We start from the raw sequence: 21,601 nt of genomic DNA, 5'->3' as shown, positions 1-21,601 counted from the left end.
GATCAACCGCGACCCGGCCGGGGTCGTCCGTGCGCGGTGGTCGTCGTCCACTTCGGAGGGGAGCGCCGGGGTCAGCGGTGGGAGCCGAAGAAGTCGGCCAGGCCGACGTCGAGGGACAGGACCCGGCCGTCGCCGACGACCGCGGCGAACACCTCGCCCGCCGTCAGCGCCGTGACGCCGTCCGGGCCGACGAGCGCTCGACCGACCCGCGAGTCGACCGTCAACGTGGCCGTGACCTGCCCGGTCGCCAGGGACACCAGGCTCAGCGCGACGCCGGGGTCGTTCACCGAGCGCTGGTGCTCGACCAGCACGTGCCCGGTGGTGGTCGCGACCGCGGTCACGCCGTCGACCACCAGCCGGGCGTCGGGGAACGCGGTCGCGCCCACCTGGACCTCCCGACCGTCGGCCGTGACGCGGACCAGCACGCTGCCCGGCGTGCCACCCGGCGCCTGCCGCAGCGCGATCCGCTCGCCGCCGGCCAAGGCGGCCTCGGCGCCGGTCGCGGCGGTCGGCGCGCCCGGGCCGCGCTGCACGGAGAGCCGGCCGGACCAGGTCGCGGCGGTCTGCGGGTCGACCGGCTCGGCCACCACCTCGTCGAGCCTGATCGCCAACACCCCTCCGGTGGCGGTCATGGCCATCAGGCGGCGGTTCTCCCGGTCGTACGCGTAGGCGGTCCGCGCGGTGGCGAACGCGTCGCCGAGCCCTTGGACACCCGCGCCCTCGGCCACCACCGAACCGTCCGCCAACCCGACCACGACCAGCCCGGAATCCGTGGCCAGGTAGGCGTAGCGCTGCCCGGCCGCCAGCACCGACGCCTCCCAGACCAGCTGGTCGGACAGCTGCGTGTCCCACAGCACGTCGCCGGTGGCCGGGTCCGTGGCCGCCAGCCGCACCTGGAACAGGTCCTGCGTCATCAGCTGGAACATCCCGCGCACGCCGTGCCGCGCGTACGGCGCCAGCACCACGTCCCGCCCGTCGACCTCGGCGAACGCGAACCCGTCCTGCATCTCCACGTCCGGCTCCGGCGAGACCGCGTAGGACCCGCCGAAGAACAGCAGCGCGAACAACACCGGCGGCAACAACAACAGCGGCAGGACGCGTCGCCGCTGAGGCGACGGCGTCTCGTAGGGCGTCATCGGCGAGTACTGCTGCGGTGTCCCGTACATGGTTCCCCCGTTCGGTCGTGGTGGGGGAAGCATCGGCCGGACACCTCGCCTACCGGTCCCAGGAACCGGGTGCGCGAGTCCGCCACCAGCGGTGATCCCGGTCGACTAGGCTCGGGTCGGTGAGCACCGTCCGAGCCGCGACGCTTCCGCGCGGTGCGCTGGTCGCCCGGGCGTGGGCCGGGTTGGGTGACGCGGTCGCGCCCCTGAGCAACGACGCCGGCCGCCCGCTGACCCGCACGGTCAAGCTGATCCTCGACCCGCTCGTGCTGCGGCCCGTGCTCAACCCGGAGTTCGCCGCGGGCGCGATCGCCGCCGAGCACGCCGACGCCCTGACCGCCCGGATCGCCGACGCGGGCCCCGTGCTGGCCGCGACCGCGAGCTGGTTCGCCGTGCTGAAGAAGGAACGCCGCCGCCGCTGGATCACCGACGGCAACCCGCAGGACCTGTACTTCCAACGCTGCTTCGAACTGGCCACGGTGCACGGCGAACCCGGGCCGGACGCCGCCGACGTCGCCGCGACCGTGCTGGCGGAGGTCCACGAGCAGGACGGGCCGACCGTCGCCGCGCTGCGCGACTTCGTGACCGACCCGGTCAACGCCGCCGAGCTGACCCGGCTGCTCGACGCCGCGTGGGCCGCGCGCCGCCCCGCCGCCGCGGGGTCGACGGCGACCTCGGAGTTCCTGGCCACCTGCGCCGTCGCACCCGACCGGACCCTGTTCGGGGCGCTGGTCGCGGGCCTGGCGGGCAGCGCGGGCGCGGCGGACCTCGACCGGCCGGGCGTGGCGCTGGCGCACGGGCTGACCTCGCGTGACCGGCCCGTGCGCCCCGAGCTGGGCCGTGGCGCGTCGAAGGCGAACCTGCCCAGGCCGTTCGACCGGTCGATCGTGGAACGCCTGTTCGCGCCGCTGACCAACGCCTTCCAGCGGGCCGGGCTGGCGGACGTGCCGACGTTGGTGCGGCGGGAGATCACCCGGTCGGCGGGGCCGTGGCAGCTCGCCGAGGAGGAGAGCAGGCTCGTCGTGGTGCTGGGCCGGGACGCGTCCGCCGACCTCGCGGGCCCGCCGGTGGGCGGGGCGGGCTCGGCGGCGGCCAGGTTGCGGTCGAGGTGGAAGCGCGAGGCGTACGTGCACCGCGTGCTGCGGATGCCGTCGGCCGTGCCGCCGGAGGTCCGCGCGGACGTGCGCGGCGTGCGGGAGGCCTACCTGCGGCGGTTGTGGGTGCGCCTGCACGGCCGCGAGCTGCGGCACGAGACCGTGACGTTCGACCAGGTGTGGGACGTGCTCGACGGCGTGCTGCGCTCGGTGATCCTCGACCAGCGCGACCGGTTGCGGTCCGCGCTGGAGCGGGAGGCGGTGGCGTGAGGGTGACGCGCGCGGCCGATCTCGTCGGCGACTGGCCCACGTCCCCCGAGGTCGTGGCGCTGCTCGAAGGCTCGGGTGCTTCGCTCGCCTGGGACGTCCTGGCCGACGCCGCCGCGCCCGCCGCACGCGTGCACGACCCGGAGCGCGCGGCCGAGTGGCTGTGGGAGGTCTACGGCGACGCGGCCGAGGCGATCCTCGGTGGTGCGGCGGAGGTGGAGGTGCCCGATGGCGGTGACTGGGGCGTCCGGGACGCCTGCCGCCGCGTGGCGCAGCTGAACTGGGCGGGCGCGTGGTGGCCCGCGTCGGTCACGGCCGGCGTGCCCGCGTTGGATCCCGCTGTGCTGCACGCGGAACGCGCGGTCGCCGTGTCCACTGTGGAGCACCTGCTGGACGACCCGGACGCGGTCGAGCGGGCGTTGGCCTCGGTCGGGTCGTTCGACGTGCCGACGTCCGATCCGGAGGTGGACGCGTTGGCCGAGCGGGTCGCCGCGCTGGCCGAGGACTACGGGGTGGAGCTGCGGCCGGCGCGGGCCCCGGGCAGGGCCGGGTTCGCGTTGGCCGCCGGAGGGGTGGACGGCGGCACCGGCGTCACGGCCCTGTCCGGGACGTCCACTGTGGACTGGGCTTTGGTGCCGCACGGCGCGGTCGACGCCGCCGCGCCCGCCCGGTGGGCCGTCGTGCGGCGGCAGGGGAGCACGGTGCTGGAGGTGTCCGTCGTGCCCGGACCCACTCCGGGGTCGCGGTTGGCGGCACGGTTCGGGTTCGGCGAGGTCGAGGTGGCGCTGGACGTCGACGCGACGGGGTGGCTCACCGGGTCCGCGCCGGTGTCGGCGGCCGTGCTGCTGCTGCCGCCGGACCGGCGCGCGCTGACCGTCTACGCACCGGACTTCGCCGAGCCGACCGCACCCGACCCGGACGCCGCGTCGCGCCGTGCGGCGATCATCTCCTATGCCCGGTCCCGGATCGGCTCGCCGACCGCCACCGTCACCGAGCGGACGGCCCGGTGAACGACCCGTCGGAGCTGAACGACGAAGGCGTGCGACTGGCCGGCGCCGGTGACCTGGTCGGCGCGCGGTCCGCGCTCGAAGCGGCGCTCGCGGCGTCCTCGGCGGAGGACCGCGCGCAGGTCTTGGTGAACCTGGCGCACGTGGTGGACATGGCCGGCGAGCGTGCGCACGCGGTGGAGCTGCTGACCGAGGCGATCGCGGTGGGGGAGGGGGCGGTCCGGCTGACGGCCGTCGCGGCGCGCGCGGACCTGCTGCCCTGGTTCGACCGGTGGGAGGAGGGGTGGCGGGACGTCGAGGAGGCGCTCGTCGGCGCCGAGCCGGCGCAGCAGGTGGTGCTGCGCACGACGCGCGTCGGGCTGCTGATGATGGCCGGTCACCTCGCGGAGGCCGAGGCGGAGGCCGTCGAGGCGGTCGAACTGGCCGGGCTGCACGCGCCCGAGTACCTGGAGAACCTCTACTCGAACCTGGCGGTCCTGGCCGACGAGGCGGGCGACGGGGATCGCGCCGCGATGTACCGGCTGCTGTCGGACAACCCCGGCCGCCGACCGCTCGGACCCCGGTGGCAGCGGTTCGTGGCGCTGAACTCCGAGGGCGCCGTGCTGCTGTCATCGGGCAACCGCGCCGCCGCCAAGTCCGCCTTCGCCGCCGCGTACCGCGAAGCCCTCGAAGTCCCGCAGCGCGAACCGTTCGAGGGCGCGCTTCACGACGCGCCCGGTACCGCCACCCGCGAGCCGTCCGACCGGGCGCCCGACTTGGCGCACGGCGAGGCCCCGGAATTGTCAGACCCTTCTGGGACAATAAAAACAGGGGTCCCCTTGGCGGGGACCCCTGCGAAGCAACCACCCGCCGCGAACGCCGACCCGACCGACCCGGCAGCCGCCGCGACGACCGACCCCGCAACGGCCGACCTGGCAGCCGCGGCAAGGGCCGGAGCCGAACCGGCCACCGTGGACGACGTCGAAGCCCTGGTCTGCCGAGCGGGGGTCGCGGGCAACCTGGCCGGAGTCGCCGACCACCCCCGCGAAGCCGTCCGCTGGAGCACCGAAGCCATCGAGGCGGCCCGCACGGCGCTCACGCTCGTCGGCGACGCCTACGGCTCGGCCTCAGTCCTGGTCAACGCCCTCATCTCCCGAGCCGCGGCACGGCTCGGCCAGACCCACCTCCCCGCCGCCCTCACCGACCTGGACGAAGCCCTCGACCTGGTCACACAGGCCGACGACGCCGAACCCGTCGAAGCCACCGTCCGCGCCACCCGCGCCCGCGTCCTCGCCACCGGGGGCTGGTTCGCCGAAGCCGCCGACGAAGCGCGCACCGCGCTGGACCTCGCCTACACCGCCGCCCCGGCCCTGGCCGCGTCCGTCCACGCCACGCTGGCCGAGATCACGAGCGCGACCGGCGACCTCCCCGGCGCCACCGAACACCTCGCCCTCGCCCGCGACCTGAGCGCCGCCACCGGCGACCTCCCCGGCGTCGCCACCGCCCTGATCAGCTCCGCCCGCCTGGCCTACCTCGCCTCCGACACCGACCGGGCGGACGCGCTGTACGACGAGGCCGAAGCCCTCCTCGCCGACGACCCCCGCCGACGAGCCGCCTGCCTGCACGGCCGGGCCGCCGTCGCGGTCCTGCGCGGCGAGCCCCGGGCAGCCCTGGCGTTGACGGACCGCGCACTCGCGCTCCTGGACACCGCGACCCCGCTGGAATCGTTGTCCCTGCACCAGGTGCGCGGCTCGGCGTTCGAGGCGGCGCAGGAGTTCGCCGAGGCCGAGTCCTGCTACGCCGAAGCGGCGGCGTTGTGCGAGGCGGCCGGCCTGTGGCACGTCGCGCTGGGCATGGCGTGGTGGCGCGCGGACGCCCTGATCCGCCGGGCCGCCGCCACCACCGGCGACCAACGGCAGCAGCTCGGCCGCCGCGCACTGGACCTGGCGCTGCCCGCCGCGCTCGCCGCGGAAGCGATCCGGCAACGGTTCCCGCACGGCCCCCTGCGCGAACGGTGGGTCGCACTGGCCTCCGCACCCGCCACCCGGTCGGCGTTCCTGGCCATCCGGGCGCTCGGTGACTCGACGTTGGCGGCCGAGTACATCGACCACGTCGCGGGCGCGGTGTCCCTGCACGCCGAGGGCGTCATGACACCCGTCGCACGCGGAGACCTGCTCACGTTGCCCGAACCCCCGACGACCGGCGCGCACCTGCCCTACGCGGCCTCCGGGTTCGCCACGGGCACGGACCCGGCCTTCCCCGCCATCGGCTTCGAACTGCCGCCGAGGGTCCGGCTCGACCCCGCCACGCCGACCGCCCTGGACGCCTGGATCGACGTGGCCGAGCAGCGCTACGGGTTCGCGGTGCGATCGGAACGGGCGGTGGCGTCGTGGTGACCGTGCAGCTCAAGTTCGTGGACGCGGGCGACCTGTACGCGTCGTGGCGCTGGGAGCACGAACCGGCCGAACCCCGCGTCATCGCCGTGCCGCGCGACCTCGTGCGGGCCACGTTGGACGAGTGGGCCGCGGCGGTGCCGTCGCCGTTGCCGGGCGAGACCGCCGACCAGGCGTTGCGGCGCGCCCTCACGAACGGCCCGCTCGTGGACCACGCGCGCGAACTCGACCTGGCGACGCGGCTGGCGCGCGCCCTGGTGCCGAACCGGCTGGCGGCCGAGCTGAACTCCTGGCTGGCGCAGGGGATCCGGCCGCACCTGCGCGTCCAGCCGTCCCCCTCGACCGCCCTGGTGCCCTGGGAAGCGCTGCGGGTCGACGAAGGACGGCGGGCGGTGCACGAGACCGCCATCTCGGTGCTGCCCCCGGCGACCGTCGGCAACGCCGCGGCACGCCGGGTGCACCCCTTCGACCCCCGCGGACCGGTCGTCCGCGTGCTGGACCCCGTCGTGCCCGGCTTCCCCGACGCGTCCGGCCTGGGCTCGGTGCTCGGCCACCCGACCCCGGAGCTGACCGCGCTCGCGCCCGGCGGCCTGCGCCGCGCCGACATCGACCGCGACCACCTCGAACGGGAGCTGGCCACCGCCTCGCGCTTCCTCTACGTCGGGCACGTCACCACCGGCGGGCACGGCCTCGACGCACGCCTGCACCTGTCCTGCACGGCCGCCACCACGGGCCGGGCCGCACCGCTGGGCGCGCACCGCCCCCTGGCCGCCGCCGACATCATGCTGGGTCACCGGCCCGGCCCGGTGCGCCCGTGGCGGATACCGGCCCGGGTCGCCCTGGTGGCCTGCGAGAGCGGTGGCGACGTCCGCTTCGCCGAACCGTCCGGCCTGGTCACGGCCATGGTGCACGGTGGCGCGGAGCACGTGACCGCGACGAGGTGGACGTTGCCGACCGACGAAGGGCTGCGCCGACTGGTGACCGGCTTCCCGCCGACCCCCGTCCTCGCGCCCACCGTGCTCGCCATCGACGCCGCGCACCGCGCGCCCGACCCGGTGACCGCGCTCAACGACTGGCAACGCGCCGCGGCCACCCGGTGGGAGGAAACGGGCGACCCGACCTGCTCACCGCTCGTGTGGGCCGCGTTCGCCACCACCTGGGCGCCACACCGCGGCCGACCTTGAAACCGGTACCGCGGTACAGGCTTACCGTGGCGTCATGAGCACAGACGAACGCTGGGCGCCGGCGGCGTGCACGCTGCCGACCGCCGAACGCCCGCTGCGGGAAGCGGAGTTCGACGCGCTGTTCACCACCGGCGGCGTGGAGCGCCCGGACCCGACCCACCTGCGCATCACCCTCGACCCGACGCCGGAGACGGCGGCACGGGCGGCGGCGCTGGCCGTGCGCGAGACCACGTGCTGCTCGTTCTTCACGTTCGCCGTCGTGGCCTCGGCCGGGCGGGTGCGGCTGGACGTCACCGTCACGGACGCGCACGTCGACGTGCTCGACGCCCTGCAGCAGCGGGCGGGTGGGGCGACGTGACCGCGTTGCGCAGCGGGCAGCTCGCCGAGGCCGCCGGCGTGAACCACCAGACGTTGCGCTACTACGAGCGCCGGGGCCTGCTGTCGGAACCGGAGCGGACGCCGGGCGGCCACCGCCTCTACCCGCCCGAAGCGCTCACCGTGCTGCGGGTGATCAAGGCGGCGCAGCGGCTCGGGTTCACCCTGGACGAGATCTCCGACCTGCTCGACGTGCGCCGCCGGCGGCTCGGCTCCCGCCGCGAGCCCGGGTTGCGGGACCGGGTGACGGTCAAGCTCGCCGAGGTGGAGGCCAGGATCACCGACCTGGAGGTGATCCGCGAGACGCTGCGCACCGCCCTGGACTTCGGCTGCGACGACCTGGTCGCGTGCGCGCACGCCCCGTCCTGCCCGATCCCGTTCGCGGATCCGGCCGTCGACGCCGGTTGCGGGTCCTGCTGACCTACTTTGAGCGGTTGTGGCACACCGGACCTGTGCTCCATGGAGGGCGTTTGAGCGCCTGAATGAGTGGAAAGGGCCGGCTCGGAGAGTTAGTGGGCGCGCGATCACCGGTCACGAACCGGTGGGAGAACCGCGACAACTGATGAAACCGCGCCCGGGGCCGGGACATGGCGGTGCGGCGGCGTGTCTGATGGAGAGCATTGGATTTTCGCCGCAGCCGCCGCAGAGGGGAACGTCGTCGTGAACGCCCAGACGCACGACCGAGAGGCCGTGCCGAGCTGTCCCTTTCGTCACGACGAGGCCCTGGAACCGGACCCCTTCCTGACCCGGATGCGGACCGAGTCGCCGGTCGCCAGGGTCCGCCTGCCCTACGGCGAGGGCGACGCGTGGCTGGTGACGCGCCACGACGACGTCCGCGCGGTCACCTCGGACCGGCGGTTCAGCCGGGCCGCGCTGGTCGACCGCGACTTCCCCCGCATCACCCCGGCCCCCATCGCCCAGCGCGAGGCGATCAACCTGATGGACCCGCCCGCCCTCAACCGGGTCCGCCGGCTGGTCCTCAAGGCGTTCTCCACACCCCAGGTCGAAGCGCTGCGGCCGTGGGTGCGGCGGACCGTGGACGCCCTGCTGGACACCATGGTCGAGCACGGCCCGCCGGCGGACGTGGTCGAGCACCTCGCGGACCGGCTGCCCCTGATGACGATCTGCGAGCTGCTGGAGATCCCCGAGCCGGACCGGCCCGCGCTGCGGCGGTGGGCGACCGCGATGATGGCGATGAGCCCCGCCGACCGCGACGCCGCCGCGGCGGCCAGGACCGGGATGCGCGCCTACTTCGACCGGCTCACCGCCGCCCGCCGCCGCGACCCCGGCGACGACCTGGTCAGCGCCCTGGCCACGGCCCGCGCGAGCGACGAGGTGCTGACCGACGCGGAGCTGTCCGTGCTGGTCATGCTCCTGGTCGTCACGGGCCACGACACCACCACCTACGAGATCGGGGACATCACGTACACGCTGCTCACGCACCCCGAGCACCTGGAACGGCTGCGGTCCGGGCCCGAGTCGCTGCCCCGCGCCATCGAGGAGCTGCTGCGGTTCATCCCGTTCCGCCAGGGCGTCGGCATCCCGCGCGTCGCGCTGGAGGACGTCGAGGTCGGCGGCGTGACGATCAAGGCCGGCGACGCGGTCCACGTGTCGTACCTGACCGCCAACCGCGACGGGTCCGCCTACGAGCGGCCCGACGAGATCGACTTCGACCGCGAGGACCCCGCGCCGCACCTGGCGTTCGGCCACGGCAGCCACCACTGCCTGGGCTCGCACCTGGCCCGCATGGTCCTCCAAGAGGCCATCGGCGGGCTGCTGGACCGGTTCCCCACCCTGCGGCTGGCCGTGCCGGCGCGGGACGTGCGGTGGAACACCGTCTCGATCTGGCGGTACCCGCTCGTGCTGCCCGTCGCCTGGTGAGGGCCGGGTCGTGGCCACCCTCTGCCGGCCCGCCGTCGCGGTGCCCGAGCACCTCATCACCCGCGAGCAGACCCTGGAACTGGCCAGGACCCTGCACCGCGACCACCCGCAACTCGACCTCGCGTTGCGGCTCATCGGCAACACCGGCGTCCAGACCAGGCACATCCTCCAGCCGATCGAGGACACCCTCAGGCACCCCGGCTTCGCCGTGCGCAACGCCCTCTACGAGAAGGAGGCCAAGTCCAGGGTGCCGGAGGTGGTGCGGCGGGCGCTCGACCACGCCGACCTGCCCGCGACCGAGATCGACCTGATCGTGTACGTCTCGTGCACCGGGTTCACGATGCCCTCGCTGACCGCCTGGCTGATCAACACGATGGGGTTCCGGTCGTCCACCCGGCAACTCCCGATCGCGCAGCTCGGGTGTGCCGCGGGCGGTGCGGCGATCAACCGCGCGCACGACTTCTGCACCGCCTACCCCCGGTCCAACGTGCTGATCGTGGCCTGCGAGTTCTGCTCGCTGCTGTACCAGCCGACCGACCTCGGCGTCGGCAACCTGCTGTCCAACGGCCTGTTCGGCGACGCGCTGGCCGCGGCCGTGATGCGGGGCGAGGGCGGCGAGGGCGTGCGGGTCGAGCGGAACAGCTCGCGCCTGGTGCCCGACACCGAGGACTGGATCGCCTACGAGGTCCGCGAGACCGGGTTCCACTTCCTGCTGGACAAGCGGGTGCCCGGCACGATGTCGATGCTCGCGCCCGCCATGCGCGACATGGCCGACCCGCACGGCTGGGACATCGCGGGCCTCGACTTCTACATCGTGCACGCGGGCGGGCCGCGGATCCTGGACGACCTCGGCAAGCACCTGCGGCTGCCGCCGGAGACGTTCCGGTACAGCAGGATGACCCTCGCCGAACGCGGCAACGTGGCCAGCGTCGTCATCTTCGACGCCCTGGACCGGCTCTTCGCCGACGGCGGGGCCGGGCACGGCGCGCGCGGGATCATCGCCGGCTTCGGCCCCGGCATCACCGCGGAGATCGCGCTCGGCACCTGGACCGCGTCGAACCTGGCGGAGGCGACGTGATCGCGTGTGGGAGGCTGCCGGCATGCGTTGCGGGATCGTGCTGCCGTTCTTCGACGCGCCAGAGGTGGCGTCGTGCGCGGCGTTGGCCGAGGAGTGCGGCTGGGACGGCGTGTTCCTGGCCGAGGCGGTGTGGGGCGTCGACGCCTGGGTGGCGCTGACCGCGGCGGCGATGCGCACGTCGTCGGTGCGGCTGGGCACGATGCTGACGCCGTTGCCCCGGCTCAAGCCGTGGGACGTGGCGTCCAAGGCGGCGACGCTGGACCGGCTGTCCGGTGGACGCGTGCAGCTGTCGGTCGGGCTGGGCGCGCTGCACCCCGGGTGGACGGCGTTCGAGCGCGACACCGGTCGGGCGGAACGGGCGTTGCTGCTGGAGGAAGGTCTCGCGGTGTACGACGGGCTGATGCGCGGGCAGCCGTTCTCGTTCCGCGGGCAGCGCTACGACGTGCGGGAGACCGACTTCTTCCCTCCTCCGCCGCCCGTGCAGCGGCCGCGGGTGCCGGTGTGGGTGGTGGGCGCGTACGACCGTCCCGTGTCGATGAGGCGCGCGGTGGCGTGGGACGGGTTGTTGCCGAACCTGATCGACGGTGGCGAGGCGCGTGGCCCGGCGAACCCGGCGGAGCTGGCGGCCGTGGTGGCGCAGGCGCAGGAGCTGCGCACCTCCCTCGGGCTGCCGTGGGAGGGGTTCGACGTGATCGCCGAGGGCGTGGCGACCAGCGTGGGCGAGTGGGCCGACGCGGGCGCGACCTGGTGGGTCGAGTCGAACTGGGAGACCACGGTCGATGCCGTGCGCGACCGGATCGCCGCCGGGCCGCCGTCGTCCTAGAGCGCGGCGAGGACCTGGTCCGCCAGCTGCTCCGGGGTGTGCCGGTCGCCTCGGAGGACCAACGTGTCCGCGGGCAGGGCGGCCCGTGCGGCGACGCAGCGGTCGACGTTGCGCAGGCGGAAGGCGTGGGCCTGGGCGTCGGCGTCCGGGTTGTGCGGGTCCAGGACCTGGTTGTTGATGCGGCGGCGCAGCTCTTCGGCGGGCACGTCCAGGAACACGTGCCGGAGCGGGACGTCCGCGTCGGCGAGGAGCCCGAAGATCTCCTCCCGGTACGCCGGCTCGACCAGGGTCATGGGCGTGATCAGGTGCCGCCCGTACTCGTGGTGCAGGGTGATCGCGACCTCGGCGGTGAGCTTGCGCCACGCCCGCAGGTCCTGGAAGTCGCCGGTCCCGGACGGGGGAGCCGACACCTGGAGCAGGTAGCCGACGTGCTCCGGGTCGAACGACAGCGCGTCCGGCAGGCGGCGGCGCAGTTCCTCGGCCAGGGTCGTCTTGCCCGCGCCGAACGCGCCGTTGATCCACACGATCATGTTCACCACATTAGGCGACTTCGGGCCCCCGTCGGGACGTGGGTCGGGCCGGGACATACTGACCGGTATGACGACACTCGACCACTGGGGCGGCACGAGCAGGCACGTCGACCTGGACGGTGCTCCGGTGCACTACGTCGACTTCGGCGGCGACGGACCGCCGATGGTGCTCGTGCACGGCCTGGGCGGCTCGCACCTCAACTGGTGCCTGCTCGCGCCCCACCTGGTCGACCGGTACCGCGTGCTGGCCGTCGACCTGGCCGGGTTCGGGCTCACCCACCCCGAGGGACGTGCCACGACGGTGCCCGCCAACGCGCGGCTGCTCGAGCGGTTCCTGGCCGAGGTGGTCGGCGAGCCGGCCGTGCTCGTCGGCAACTCGATGGGCGGGATGATCTCGATCCTGCACGCCGCCCGCCGTCCCGCGTCGGTGACCGCGCTGGCGCTGCTGGACCCCGCCGTGCCGCTGGCGTTGGGCGCGAGGTTGGACCCGCAGGTGGCGGCGGCGTTCACGATGTACGCCGTGCCGGGGCTCGGGCAGTGGTTCCTGGCGAAGTCGCGGGCCGGGGTGTCGACGCGACGGCAGGTCAAGCGGGTGCTGAACCTGGTGTGCGCCAACGCGAGGTCGGTGCCGGAGGAGATGGTCCTGGCGTCGATGTCGCTGCTGGAGCAGCGCGCCGAGATCCCGGGGCTGGACGAGGCGTTCCTGACGGCGGCGCGCTCGGTCGTGTGGACCGGCGCCACCAGGCGGCGGTACTACGCGGCGATGAGCCGGGTGCGCGTGCCCGTGTACCTGATGGCGGGCGACAAGGACCGGCTGGTCCCCGTGGCGTCGTCCCGGGAAGCGGCCCGCCGCAACCCGTCGTGGCGCTTCGAGGTCCTGGAGGGCGTCGGCCACGTGCCGCAGCTGGAGGTGCCGGAGCTGGTGGCGTCGCGGATCAAGGACTGGCTGACGAACCCGGGCGGCTGAGGAACTTCGCCCAGGCGTGGCGAGGGAAGGACAACACCGGCCCGGCGGGGTTCTTCGAGTCGCGGACGTCGATCGCGTCGGGCACGAACCTGACCTCGACGCACGCCGGGTTGTCCGCACTGCGGCTCGACTTGAACCAACCACCGCGGTCGATGCGTTCGCTCACTCAAGCTCCTTGCGGATCTGCTCGATCAGACCATGGGATTCGGTCCGGCCGAGGGCATAGCTCAAGGCCTGGTCGTGCGCCAAACTGTACTCGCGCATCCGCATCGGCTGATCAATCAGATCCGTGGACGTGATCGTCTCCTGCCACACCAGCTCGGGCAGCCGGCTGCTGGCGAAGCCGAAGATGTAGAAGCTCGAACCGCCAAGGGCGTTGTAGTAGTCGGCGGAGAAGGGGACGATCCGGACGTCCAGGGTGTCCGGGAGCTGCTCGATCTTGTCGGCCAAGTGGCGGAGTTGTTCGACCATCACCTCGCGCCCGCCGACCTGTTGCCGCAGCGCGGACTCGGTGATGATCGCGGTGAACCGGAGCGGATCCGCCTTGTCGTCCAGGCGTTCCTGCCGCTTCAGGCGCACCTCGACCCGGCGGTTCGCCTCGGCGAGCCGGATGCTCGGCCCGCCTCCGTGCATGACCGCCAGGGCGTACGCCTGGGTCTGCAGCAATCCGCTGATCAGTCCTGCGTTGTAGGCGCGGATGCCCTCGGCGCCGTGCTCGAAGCCGAAGTACCGCAGCACGTCCGAGCTGAACATGGCGGAGTAAGGGCTCCACCAGGCGCGCTTGCCCGCGGCCTCGCGGAGTTCCTGCAGCTCCTCGGTCTCGTCCTGGTCGAAGTCGAGGACGGCGGCGAGTTCGGCCAGCTTGCGCGCGTTGATCTTGACCCGACCGGTTTCGACGCCCGACACGAACGACTGACCAGTGTGGATGGCCTTCGCCGCCGACGCCGCCGTGATGTCCATGAGTTCGCGGCGCTCTCGCAGGCGCAGTCCGAGTTCCCATGCCGCGACCGTGGGTGATGAGGGTGCCATGCCGCCCCAATCGAGTGAAGTCCGTTGCTGATATCAGTAACAGCAGCCAGAATGGTAGCAGCGGATGTTGACTCGGTGTGGGAGGCGGATATGGGGCGCGCTCAAGTTCACCTGTGGGCGCAGGTGCCGGGTGACGTGTGGATCAACTACGAGGTGGAACCGGGCGGAGGGGCGGTGGTGTTCAAGATCGGTCAGGACGTGGAGCTGTTCATCGATCCGAAGGCGTTGAGCAGGATCAGCGAGGTGGCGGCGGAGGCGGTCGAGTTGGCGGGCGCGGTGGCGGCCGATCACGTCAGCTCGCGGTCGAGGTGACCAGTTCGTCGAAGCCCGCGCGGATGCCGTCGGCGAGCACCTGGACGTCCGGCACGCCGTCGAAGTCCGCGTTGATGCCGAAGGTGATCTGGTCGAGGTAGGAGAAGATGCCGACGCTGACGCGCATGGTGCTGGCGATCGGCACGTACGGGTAGATCTCGGACAGCCGCCTGCCCAGCATGAACAAGGGGATGCGGGGGCCGGGGACGTTCGTCGTGACCGTCTGCAACAGCTGCTGCGGGAAGCGCATGGCGGTGCGCGAGCCGAGCGCCAGCAGGGTGGGTGCGGCGAAGTTCGACAGGTTCGTGAGCACGTCCGCGCCGGCTGCCTGGCGGCTGCTCTTGAGGTCGTCCATCTGCTCCCGGATCGACGCCAGGCGCGCCAACGGGTCCGACTCGCTGACGGGGAGGTTCACCAGCACCGCGCTGACCCGGTTGTTCAGCACGCCGCGCTCGGCGGACGACCGCATCGACACCGGCACCATGCTGCGCACCACCTGACCGTCGGCCAGGTCGTCGCGCTTGGCGAGCAGGTCGCGGAAACCGCGCGTCACGGCCGAGAGGATGACGTCGTTCACCGTGCCGCCGGTGACCCGGCGGACGGCCTTGATCTCGGCGAGGTCCGCGCGGGCCCACACCCACCGCCGGTGCGGTCCGATCGGCCCGTTCAAGGTCTTCGGGGTGCCGACGGCGAGTCGTCGGGCGGTCGTCGGCAGGCTGCCCAGCACGGCACGGCCGACGTCGAGCACCTCCGAGCCGCTGCGCAACCGCTTGGCCAGCGCCGGGAACTTGGCCAGGTGCGTGACCGGCGTCAACACCGCGTCGCGCACGCCGTCCACGACGAGGTCCAGGGTCGACGGGCCGGCGGCGGGCCGCCACCGCACCGGCTCGGGCAGGGGCGCGTCCTCGCGCCAGTCCAGCAGCACCTGCATGAGGTCGCTGCCCGCGATGCCGTCGATCAGGCAGTGGTGGACCTTCGAGATGATCGCCCACCGGCCGCCTTCCAGGCCCTCGACCAACCAGACCTCCCACAGCGGCTTGGCCAGGTCGAGGCGTTGCGCGAAGAGCCGTCCGGCGAGGTTGCGGAGCTGGTCGTCCGCGCCCGGCGACGGCACCGCGGTGTGCCGGACGTGGTAGAGGATCTGGAAGTGCTCGTCGTCCACCCACACCGGTCGGCCGACGTGCAGCGGGAGCGCCCGCACCCGTTGCCGGTAGCGCGGCACGGTGTCCAGCTTGGCGGCGAACAACCGCACCACGTCGCCGTACGACGGAGCCGGACCTTCGAACACCAGGACAGACCCGACGTGCATGGGCACGTTCTCGTCCTCGATGAAGAAGAAACCCGCGTCGATCGCGCTCATCCGGTCCATCGCCCGACCGTAGGCCCGCACGGACCCGGCGGTCCAGGACGGCGACCGCGCAAGAATCGAGACTTCCCCGTACTGGCGGAATCAACCGCCAGGAAACATCATGGTTACCTGGGGTTCGCGCTCGACGCGGAGCGGGGGAGGGGCCATGTCAGCACTGCCGCACGTCCCACCGGATCACCCTGACCTGCACGAAGAGCACACCTCCGAGCCGGGGTCGGCGCCGGGCCTGCTCTGGTACCTGACCGAACCGACCCGCACCGCCGTCGCCATCGGCCAGTTCGCGGCCACCCGGTCGTTGTTGCGCGCCGCTCCCAGCGGCGACGGCCACACCGTCCTGGTGCTGCCGGGTCTGGGTGCGACCGACGCCTCGACCGCGACCCTGCGCAAGTTCCTCACTGGCCTGGGCTACGACGTCCACGGCTGGGGTCTCGGCCTGAACATCGGCCCCTCGGTCGGCGTCGTGCGCGGCATGCGCGAGCTGCTGAGTGAACTGGCCGTGAGCGGCAAGGTGAGCATCGTGGGCTGGTCCCTGGGCGGCATCTTCGCCCGCGAACTGGCCCGTGACCATCCCGGCATGGTCCGCCAGGTGATCACGCTGGGCAGTCCGTACGCGATGACCGACCTCCGGCAGACCAGGGTCAACCCGGTGTACCGGCTCCTGGCCCGGTTCTACGTCGCCGGCGCGGACATGCCGCCGCCGGAGCACACCCGGCCGCCCTTCCCGGTGCCGTCCACGTCGGTCTACTCGAAGTCGGACGGCATCGTCGCCTGGCAGACGTGCGTCTGCACCCCCGCGGCCCGCCAGGAGAACGTCGCCGTCACCTCCAGCCACCTCGGTTACGGCTACAACGCCACCGTCCTCTGGCTGATCGCCGACCGCCTCGCCCAACGCCGGAACCGCTGGCGCCCGTTCAGCCCGCCGCCGGGCATGTCCCGGATGTTCCCGGCCGCCTGACCCGAGGCCTCGCACCGCTCTCCGACCGCGGGCTGCGGCGTTCCGAAGGGTTGCCGCGCCCGGCAGGCGCGTCGGGCGCAATGATCACCTGTTTCACCCCTTGTGTCGACCACCGGTTCACCCCAGGGTTCAGCGCGGCCCGTTGGCTCCGACGGGCAACCCTGACGGAGGTGGAGCATGTTCCCTGCACGCAAGTTCGCCGCGTCCCTGTTCGCGGCGGCCACGCTCTCGGTGTTCCTGACGACCCCCGCGCACGCGGCGACCGACGCCGAACTGGCGTTCCACTGGGCGCCGGTGCACTACCAGGACACCGACTCGTCCGACTACGACGCCGACTACCTGTCCACTGTGGACTTCGACGGTAACTGGAGCACGGTGGACAACTGGGAGGCGCAGGACGACTCGTTGGCGCGTCTCACCGGTGCGGCGTACTACTCGGTGGTGGAGACGTCGACGCACTGGTTCCTGGTCTACAGCTTCTACCACCCGCGTGACTGGGAGGACTTCGCCGACCCGTTCGAGCAGTTCACGCACGAGAACGACATGGAGGGCCTGCTGGCGACCGTGCGCAAGGACGGTTCGACGTTCGGCAGGCTCGAAGCGGTGATCACGGTGGCGCACAGCGACTTCTACTCGTACGTGCCGGCCGGCAGCACGTTCACGTCGGGGCGTGAGGGGATCGACGGCACGTTGCGGCTCTCGGGCACCCGGCCGACCACGCGCCAAGAGGCGAAGGGGCACGGGCTGTACGCGTGGAACGGCGCGGAGTTCCCCGGCGGGGACGGTGTGGTGTACGTGCCGAGCGCCACGGGTGAGGTGCCGTCGGGCGGCAACGACCGCTCGGTCGGGTACCGGCTGGTGGACACCTTCGCGGCGGGCGGGTTGTGGGCGCAGCGCAACAGCTCCGCGACGTTCGCGAGCTGGGGCACGTTCCGGGGCGACAACGGCAAGGACAACTCCGCGAACAGCGCGTGGGGCTGGGACGACGGCAACGACGGCAGCGACCTCCAACGGGGCCTGCTGGCCACCGACCCGGCCTACCTGGTCTCCGTCTACTTCGCCAACCGCGGCACCTTCAGCCTGACCTACACCCGCAACTCCTACCGCTGACCGCGCGAGTCGAACCTCCAGGTCCCGCGTGTCTCGGACGTAGGACACGCGGGACCTGGGCGTTCGAGGCGCGCGGCTTGAGGTTCGGTGGTGACGGGGGCGGGCAGGGGTTCGGTGGGCGGGGTGTCGGTGGGCAGGGGTCCGGTGGCTCGGGTGGCGGTCGTGCTCGGCGACCACACCACGGCGCAGGTCACCGTCGGCACGGCGCTCGGCGCGATCGTCGGCGGCACGGTGTTCTGGCTGCTCACGGCAGTGTGAGCGTGGTTACGCCCGGTCACCGCCGTCGAGGACTTACCCTCCGGTGATGACGCTGAGGCTCGACACCGCAGGCCCGGTCGCCACGCTGACCATCGACCGCCCGGCCAAGCGCAACGCCATGAGCTACGCCATGTGGTCGGCGCTGCCCGGCCTGCTGGCCCAGGTCGAGCACGACGACGCCGTGCGCGTGCTGGTCGTCCGCGGCGGCGAGCACTTCTCGGCTGGCGCGGACATCAGCGAGTTCTCCACCCTCCGCAAGGGCGCGGACGGCGCGGCGAGGTACGGCGAGGCCGTGCACAACGGCGAACGCGCCATCGCCACCCTCGGCAAGCCGACCATCGCCGCCATCACGGGCTTCTGCATCGGCGGCGGCTGCGAGATCGCGCTGGCCTGCGACCTGCGCGTGGCGGCGGCGGACGCCCGGTTCGGCATCACGCCCGCCAAGCTCGGCATCGTCTACAACTTCACGTCCACCAAGCAGCTGGTCGACGTGGTCGGCCCGGCCTGGGCCAAGCAGATCCTGTTCGGCGGCGAGATCGTCGACTCGGCCACCGCGCTGCGCATCGGCCTGGTCAACGAGGTCCACCCGGCCGAGGCCCTGGACGCCAGGGTCAAGCAGCTCTCGGAGACCATCGCGGCACGCGCCCAGGTCAGCGTCCGCGGCGCGAAGCAGATCGTCAACCGGATCACCGACGGGCAGCACGACGAGGACGACGCCGTGCGCGCGCTGTACGACGAAGCGGTGCACAGCGAGGAGTACGCGGAGGGCGTGGCGGCCTTCCTGGAGAAGCGGGCGCCGAGGTTCTGAAACGCCGCATGCGGGTACCTCGACCGCATGACCGAACACCCGCTCGAAGGCGACCCGAACGACCCGGACCAGCACATCAACCCCGAACCGCCGCACTCGCCGGGCACGCCTGAGCCGCCCGACCTCGACGTGGACCCGGAGCAGTTCCTCGACGAGGGCGAGCGGCGCGGGCAGGAGGACGAGCCGCCCTCCTGAGAGGGCCCTCCCGGCGGGCGGGAGGGCCCTCCGGGAGGGTCAGTCGTCGTACTTGTTCGTGTCACCGGGCCATTCGCCGGTGAGCTTGTCGTAGCCGGTCGCGCCGCCCCGGTCGATCGCGGCCTTCACCAAGCCGAAGATCGCGCCCTGGACGGACGCGGCCAGGAGCACCTCGCCCCAGCCCCGGTCCTTCTGGGTCGGGGTGGGCGCCTCCTTGGTGCCGGTGATCAGCTTCCACACCTGGCCGAACAACGCGCTGGCGGCCAGACCGCCGAGCACGCCGAACAGCATGCCGAGGGGCCGGTACAGGAGCTTGTTCACGTTCACCGCCCCCTCCGCAGGAGCCTCCACAGCACGAGCACGACCGCCGCGACGCCCGCCGCGACCGCCGCCGGGTGCTGGCGAGCCTGCTGCACGCCCTGCTCGACGCGGTGCTGCACGGGCGGCGGCAGCGACTCGACCGCCTGCGCGGCCTTCGTGCCGACCTGCTCCGCGACCACCCCGGCCTTGAGGCTGACCTGATCGGCCACCTCGCCGGCCTTCTGGCTCACCTGCCCGGCCACCTCGCTCGCCTTGTGGCCGACCTGCTCCGCCACCTCGCCGGCCTTGTGGCCGACCTGGGAGGCCACGGCGCCCGCCTTCTCGCCGATCACGGCCGCCTTCTCGCCGACGGCCGCACCGGCCGCGCTCGCCGCCGCGCCCGCCTTGCCGACCTGCTCGCCCGCCTTGTCGGTGGCGTGGCCGACCTTGGCGGTGGCCTTGCCCGCCGCCGCCGACACCGCCGCGTTGGCCCGCGTAGCGGTCTCCTTCACCTGTTCCACTCCTTCGTGCGCCTTGTCCTTCACCCGCCCGGGCACGTCGGTCTTGTGCACGAGCGCTTCCACCGTGTCCCCGAGCTCCCGCCGGGTCTGCTCGACGTCGGCGCGCAACTCGTCCGGGTCGGTGGGGCCGTCCTTGCCGCTCATCGGTGTGCCCTCTCGCTCACGGTGGCGATGTCCTGCTTGACACCCGCCATGGCCTCTTCCGGCAACGGCGGCGTGCCGCGTTCGAGCTGCTTGCGGCCGACCAGCGCGAGCACGCCCGCGACGGCGAGCACGACCACCGCGACGACGAACGCCGCGATCCACGCCGGCATGACGGTCGCCAGCAGCAGCACCAGCCCGGCGATCACCGTCATCAGGCCGAACCAGGCCAGCACGCCCGCGCCGCCGAGCAGCCCGGCGCCCGTGCCGACGCGCTTGCCCTTCGTGCGCATCTCGGACACGGCCAACCGGATCTCGTCCCTGGCCAGCCTGCTCACCTGCTCGGACAGCCTGTTCACCAGTTCCGCGGTGGACGGTTCCCGCGCGGCGGCACCCGCCGTAACCCGATCGGTGCCCGCGTCAGCCGCGCGGGTGGCGGCGACGTGACTCATGGCCGTCTCCTCTCTCCACTCGCCCTCCGACTACCCGGAAACGCGTGGGTGTACGCACCGTGTTCGGGGGAAACCCGTCGCCCATGTCGCACGCACCGGAGGCGCCCACCCAGCTCCCGAAGCGCTCGTGGTGGGCAGTGTTGAAGCGGACGGTCAAGGAGTTCGACGACGACAACCTCACCGATTGGGCCGCCGCCCTCACCTACTACGCGGTGCTGTCGCTGTTCCCCGGCCTGCTGCTGCTGACCGCGCTGCTGGGCCTGCTCGGCCCGGACGCGGTGCAGTCCATTGTGGACAGCCTGGACGCGCTGGGGCCGGGCGAGGCCAAGGACACCGTCGCGGGCGCGCTGGAGAACCTGCGGAAGTCACAGGCCAGCGGCGTGCTGGCGATCGTCGGCCTGGTGACGGCGCTCTGGTCGGCCTCCGGCTACGTGGGCGCGTTCATGCGCGCGTCGAACTCGATCTACGACGTCGAGGAGGGCAGGCCGTTCTGGAAGGTCATCCCGCTGCGGCTGGGCCTGACCGTCGGCGTGGTGGTGCTGCTGGCGCTCACGGCGCTCGGCGTGACGCTCACCGGTGGCGTGGCCGAGTGGCTGGGCGAGGTGCTCGGGCTCGGCTCGACGTTCGTCACCGTGTGGGACATCGCGAAGTGGCCGGTGCTGTTCGTGCTCGCGAGCCTGGCCATCGGCCTGCTGTTCTGGGCCTCGCCGAACGTGCGGCAGCCCAGCTTCCTGTGGATCACGCCCGGTGGCCTGCTGACCGTGGTGGTGTGGGTCGCGGCCTCGCTCGGCTTCGCGTTCTACGTGGCGAACTTCGGTTCCTACAACAAGACCTACGGCTCGCTGGCCGGTGTGATCATCTTCCTGGTCTGGCTGTGGATCTCGAACCTGGCCCTGCTGCTCGGTGCCGAGCTGGACGCGGAGCTGGAGCGGGGCAGGCGGATGGAGGCCGGACAGCCCGCGGGGCGGGACCCGGTGGCCCCGCCCCGCGACACGGCTGCGATGGACTGAGCCGCCGGCGACCTACCCGCGTGGGCTCAGGCCTGCTGCTCGGTGACCTGCTTGCGCACTTCTTCCATGTCGACCTTGCGCGCCTGCTCGATGAGGTCCTCGAGCGCCGCCTCGGGCAGCGCGCCCGGCTGCGCGTACAGCACGACGCCGTCGCGCACGATCATCAAGGTCGGGATCGACCGGATCTGGAACGCCGCGGCGAGCTGCTGCTGCGCCTCGGTGTCGACCTTGCCGAACACGATGTCGGTGTGCTTCTTGGCGGACTTCTCGTAGGTCGGGGCGAACTGGACGCACGGCCCGCACCAGCCCGCCCAGAAATCGACCAGGACCATCTCGGAGCCGCCGACAACCTCGTCGAAGTTCTCCGCGGTCAGCTCCACGGTGGCCATAGGTCCTCCTT

26 protein-coding genes are annotated in these 21,601 nt (G+C 72.8%); 17 read left to right on the top strand and 9 right to left on the bottom strand.

Going from position 1 to position 21,601, the window contains the following annotated elements:
• Positions 1 to 71: 71 nt before the first annotated feature.
• Positions 72 to 1,166 carry a PA2928 family protein gene (locus tag ABTZ99_RS24245; protein ID WP_499614168.1) on the bottom strand — a complete coding sequence of 365 codons (1,095 nt, stop codon included), beginning with the start codon at positions 1,164 to 1,166 and terminating at the stop codon, positions 72 to 74.
• A gap of 119 nt (positions 1,167 to 1,285) precedes the next feature.
• On the opposite strand from ABTZ99_RS24245, the gene ABTZ99_RS24240 reads away from it, so the two are divergent.
• The 9 genes from ABTZ99_RS24240 to ABTZ99_RS24200 all read left to right on the top strand — a co-directional run bounded on the left by ABTZ99_RS24240 (position 1,286) and on the right by ABTZ99_RS24200 (position 11,244).
• Positions 1,286 to 2,527 (top strand): hypothetical protein, encoded by a 1,242-nt coding sequence (locus tag ABTZ99_RS24240; protein ID WP_499614166.1) that lies wholly within the window; start codon positions 1,286 to 1,288, stop codon positions 2,525 to 2,527.
• A complete protein-coding gene (locus ABTZ99_RS24235) occupies positions 2,524 to 3,534 on the top strand; it encodes a hypothetical protein (RefSeq protein WP_499614164.1) in 1,011 nt (336 codons plus the stop codon). Before ABTZ99_RS24240 ends, ABTZ99_RS24235 begins: the two co-directional genes overlap by 4 nt.
• On the top strand, positions 3,531 to 5,906 hold the full coding sequence (locus ABTZ99_RS24230; RefSeq protein WP_499614161.1) for a hypothetical protein: 2,376 nt from the start codon (positions 3,531 to 3,533) through the stop codon (positions 5,904 to 5,906). The genes ABTZ99_RS24235 and ABTZ99_RS24230 overlap by 4 nt, the downstream gene beginning before the upstream one ends.
• Positions 5,903 to 7,087 (top strand): CHAT domain-containing protein, encoded by a 1,185-nt coding sequence (locus ABTZ99_RS24225; RefSeq protein ID WP_499614158.1) that lies wholly within the window; start codon positions 5,903 to 5,905, stop codon positions 7,085 to 7,087. Before ABTZ99_RS24230 ends, ABTZ99_RS24225 begins: the two co-directional genes overlap by 4 nt.
• A 34-nt stretch (positions 7,088 to 7,121) precedes the next feature.
• Positions 7,122 to 7,445 carry a hypothetical protein gene (locus tag ABTZ99_RS24220; protein ID WP_498772575.1) on the top strand — a complete coding sequence of 108 codons (324 nt, stop codon included), beginning with the start codon at positions 7,122 to 7,124 and terminating at the stop codon, positions 7,443 to 7,445.
• Positions 7,442 to 7,882 (top strand): MerR family transcriptional regulator, encoded by a 441-nt coding sequence (locus ABTZ99_RS24215; RefSeq protein ID WP_498772577.1) that lies wholly within the window; start codon positions 7,442 to 7,444, stop codon positions 7,880 to 7,882. Before ABTZ99_RS24220 ends, ABTZ99_RS24215 begins: the two co-directional genes overlap by 4 nt.
• A 240-nt stretch (positions 7,883 to 8,122) precedes the next feature.
• A complete protein-coding gene (locus tag ABTZ99_RS24210) occupies positions 8,123 to 9,343 on the top strand; it encodes a cytochrome P450 (protein ID WP_499614154.1) in 1,221 nt (406 codons plus the stop codon).
• Positions 9,344 to 9,353: 10 nt separating this feature from the next.
• A complete protein-coding gene (locus ABTZ99_RS24205; RefSeq protein ID WP_498772581.1) occupies positions 9,354 to 10,421 on the top strand; it encodes a type III polyketide synthase in 1,068 nt (355 codons plus the stop codon).
• Positions 10,422 to 10,443: 22 nt separating this feature from the next.
• Positions 10,444 to 11,244, top strand: a complete 801-nt coding sequence (locus ABTZ99_RS24200) for an LLM class flavin-dependent oxidoreductase (protein ID WP_499614151.1) — start codon at positions 10,444 to 10,446, stop codon at positions 11,242 to 11,244.
• Here the strand turns inward: ABTZ99_RS24200 and ABTZ99_RS24195 are convergent.
• Positions 11,241 to 11,774: a P-loop nucleotide/nucleoside kinase family protein gene (locus ABTZ99_RS24195; protein ID WP_499614148.1), complete on the bottom strand. Its 534-nt coding sequence runs from the start codon at positions 11,772 to 11,774 to the stop codon at positions 11,241 to 11,243. The two genes, ABTZ99_RS24200 and ABTZ99_RS24195, sit on opposite strands and share 4 nt — an antisense overlap.
• 67 nt (positions 11,775 to 11,841) lie before the next feature.
• Here ABTZ99_RS24195 and ABTZ99_RS24190 point away from each other — a divergent pair, with 67 nt between their 5' ends.
• Entirely contained in the window at positions 11,842 to 12,741 is a 900-nt protein-coding gene (locus ABTZ99_RS24190; protein ID WP_499614145.1) for an alpha/beta fold hydrolase, read from the top strand.
• On the opposite strand, the gene ABTZ99_RS24185 is transcribed toward ABTZ99_RS24190, so the two are convergent.
• Positions 12,710 to 12,907: a DUF397 domain-containing protein gene (locus tag ABTZ99_RS24185; protein ID WP_498772589.1), complete on the bottom strand. Its 198-nt coding sequence runs from the start codon at positions 12,905 to 12,907 to the stop codon at positions 12,710 to 12,712. The genes ABTZ99_RS24190 and ABTZ99_RS24185 overlap by 32 nt on opposite strands.
• Positions 12,904 to 13,770 carry a helix-turn-helix domain-containing protein gene (locus ABTZ99_RS24180; protein ID WP_499614142.1) on the bottom strand — a complete coding sequence of 289 codons (867 nt, stop codon included), beginning with the start codon at positions 13,768 to 13,770 and terminating at the stop codon, positions 12,904 to 12,906. Before ABTZ99_RS24180 ends, ABTZ99_RS24185 begins: the two co-directional genes overlap by 4 nt.
• Before the next feature lie 90 nt (positions 13,771 to 13,860).
• Here ABTZ99_RS24180 and ABTZ99_RS24175 point away from each other — a divergent pair, with 90 nt between their 5' ends.
• Positions 13,861 to 14,082: a hypothetical protein gene (locus tag ABTZ99_RS24175; RefSeq protein ID WP_498772593.1), complete on the top strand. Its 222-nt coding sequence runs from the start codon at positions 13,861 to 13,863 to the stop codon at positions 14,080 to 14,082.
• Here ABTZ99_RS24175 and ABTZ99_RS24170 read toward each other — a convergent pair.
• Positions 14,063 to 15,451: a WS/DGAT/MGAT family O-acyltransferase gene (locus ABTZ99_RS24170; RefSeq protein ID WP_499614139.1), complete on the bottom strand. Its 1,389-nt coding sequence runs from the start codon at positions 15,449 to 15,451 to the stop codon at positions 14,063 to 14,065. The two genes, ABTZ99_RS24175 and ABTZ99_RS24170, sit on opposite strands and share 20 nt — an antisense overlap.
• 145 nt (positions 15,452 to 15,596) lie before the next feature.
• Between ABTZ99_RS24170 and ABTZ99_RS24165 the strand changes: the two genes are divergently transcribed.
• The 5 genes from ABTZ99_RS24165 to ABTZ99_RS24145 all read left to right on the top strand — a co-directional run bounded on the left by ABTZ99_RS24165 (position 15,597) and on the right by ABTZ99_RS24145 (position 18,777).
• On the top strand, positions 15,597 to 16,406 hold the full coding sequence (locus tag ABTZ99_RS24165; protein ID WP_499614137.1) for a lipase family alpha/beta hydrolase: 810 nt from the start codon (positions 15,597 to 15,599) through the stop codon (positions 16,404 to 16,406).
• Positions 16,407 to 16,583: 177 nt separating this feature from the next.
• Positions 16,584 to 17,516, top strand: coding sequence for a hypothetical protein (locus ABTZ99_RS24160; protein WP_498772599.1), 933 nt, complete (start codon positions 16,584 to 16,586; stop codon positions 17,514 to 17,516).
• Positions 17,517 to 17,639: 123 nt separating this feature from the next.
• Positions 17,640 to 17,774, top strand: a complete 135-nt coding sequence (locus tag ABTZ99_RS24155) for a hypothetical protein (protein ID WP_499614134.1) — start codon at positions 17,640 to 17,642, stop codon at positions 17,772 to 17,774.
• A 46-nt stretch (positions 17,775 to 17,820) separates the two neighbouring features.
• Positions 17,821 to 18,582: an enoyl-CoA hydratase/isomerase family protein gene (locus tag ABTZ99_RS24150; protein ID WP_498772601.1), complete on the top strand. Its 762-nt coding sequence runs from the start codon at positions 17,821 to 17,823 to the stop codon at positions 18,580 to 18,582.
• A gap of 27 nt (positions 18,583 to 18,609) precedes the next feature.
• Positions 18,610 to 18,777: a hypothetical protein gene (locus ABTZ99_RS24145; RefSeq protein WP_498772603.1), complete on the top strand. Its 168-nt coding sequence runs from the start codon at positions 18,610 to 18,612 to the stop codon at positions 18,775 to 18,777.
• A gap of 39 nt (positions 18,778 to 18,816) precedes the next feature.
• Here ABTZ99_RS24145 and ABTZ99_RS24140 read toward each other — a convergent pair whose 3' ends face one another.
• Genes ABTZ99_RS24140 through ABTZ99_RS24130 form a run of 3 tightly spaced genes read right to left on the bottom strand, consistent with a single transcriptional unit; the run spans position 18,817 to position 20,191 of the window.
• Entirely contained in the window at positions 18,817 to 19,104 is a 288-nt protein-coding gene (locus ABTZ99_RS24140) for a DUF4235 domain-containing protein (RefSeq protein ID WP_499614131.1), read from the bottom strand.
• Entirely contained in the window at positions 19,101 to 19,742 is a 642-nt protein-coding gene (locus tag ABTZ99_RS24135; protein ID WP_499614128.1) for a DUF3618 domain-containing protein, read from the bottom strand. Before ABTZ99_RS24135 ends, ABTZ99_RS24140 begins: the two co-directional genes overlap by 4 nt.
• Positions 19,739 to 20,191 (bottom strand): phage holin family protein, encoded by a 453-nt coding sequence (locus ABTZ99_RS24130; RefSeq protein ID WP_498772609.1) that lies wholly within the window; start codon positions 20,189 to 20,191, stop codon positions 19,739 to 19,741. Before ABTZ99_RS24130 ends, ABTZ99_RS24135 begins: the two co-directional genes overlap by 4 nt.
• 83 nt (positions 20,192 to 20,274) lie before the next feature.
• Between ABTZ99_RS24130 and ABTZ99_RS24125 the strand changes: the two genes are divergently transcribed.
• The gene (locus ABTZ99_RS24125; RefSeq protein WP_499614125.1) at positions 20,275 to 21,201 is read left to right on the top strand and encodes a YihY/virulence factor BrkB family protein; all 927 of its coding nucleotides are present in this window, start codon (positions 20,275 to 20,277) and stop codon (positions 21,199 to 21,201) included.
• A 26-nt stretch (positions 21,202 to 21,227) separates the two neighbouring features.
• Here ABTZ99_RS24125 and trxA read toward each other — a convergent pair whose 3' ends face one another.
• A complete protein-coding gene (gene trxA, locus ABTZ99_RS24120; protein WP_498772613.1) occupies positions 21,228 to 21,590 on the bottom strand; it encodes a thioredoxin in 363 nt (120 codons plus the stop codon).
• Positions 21,591 to 21,601: the final 11 nt, after the last annotated feature.

It is taken from the genome of Actinosynnema sp. NPDC002837 (assembly GCF_040295345.1).
Classification (GTDB): domain Bacteria; phylum Actinomycetota; class Actinomycetes; order Mycobacteriales; family Pseudonocardiaceae; genus Actinosynnema.
This window is presented reverse-complemented; position numbering and strand designations above follow the sequence as displayed.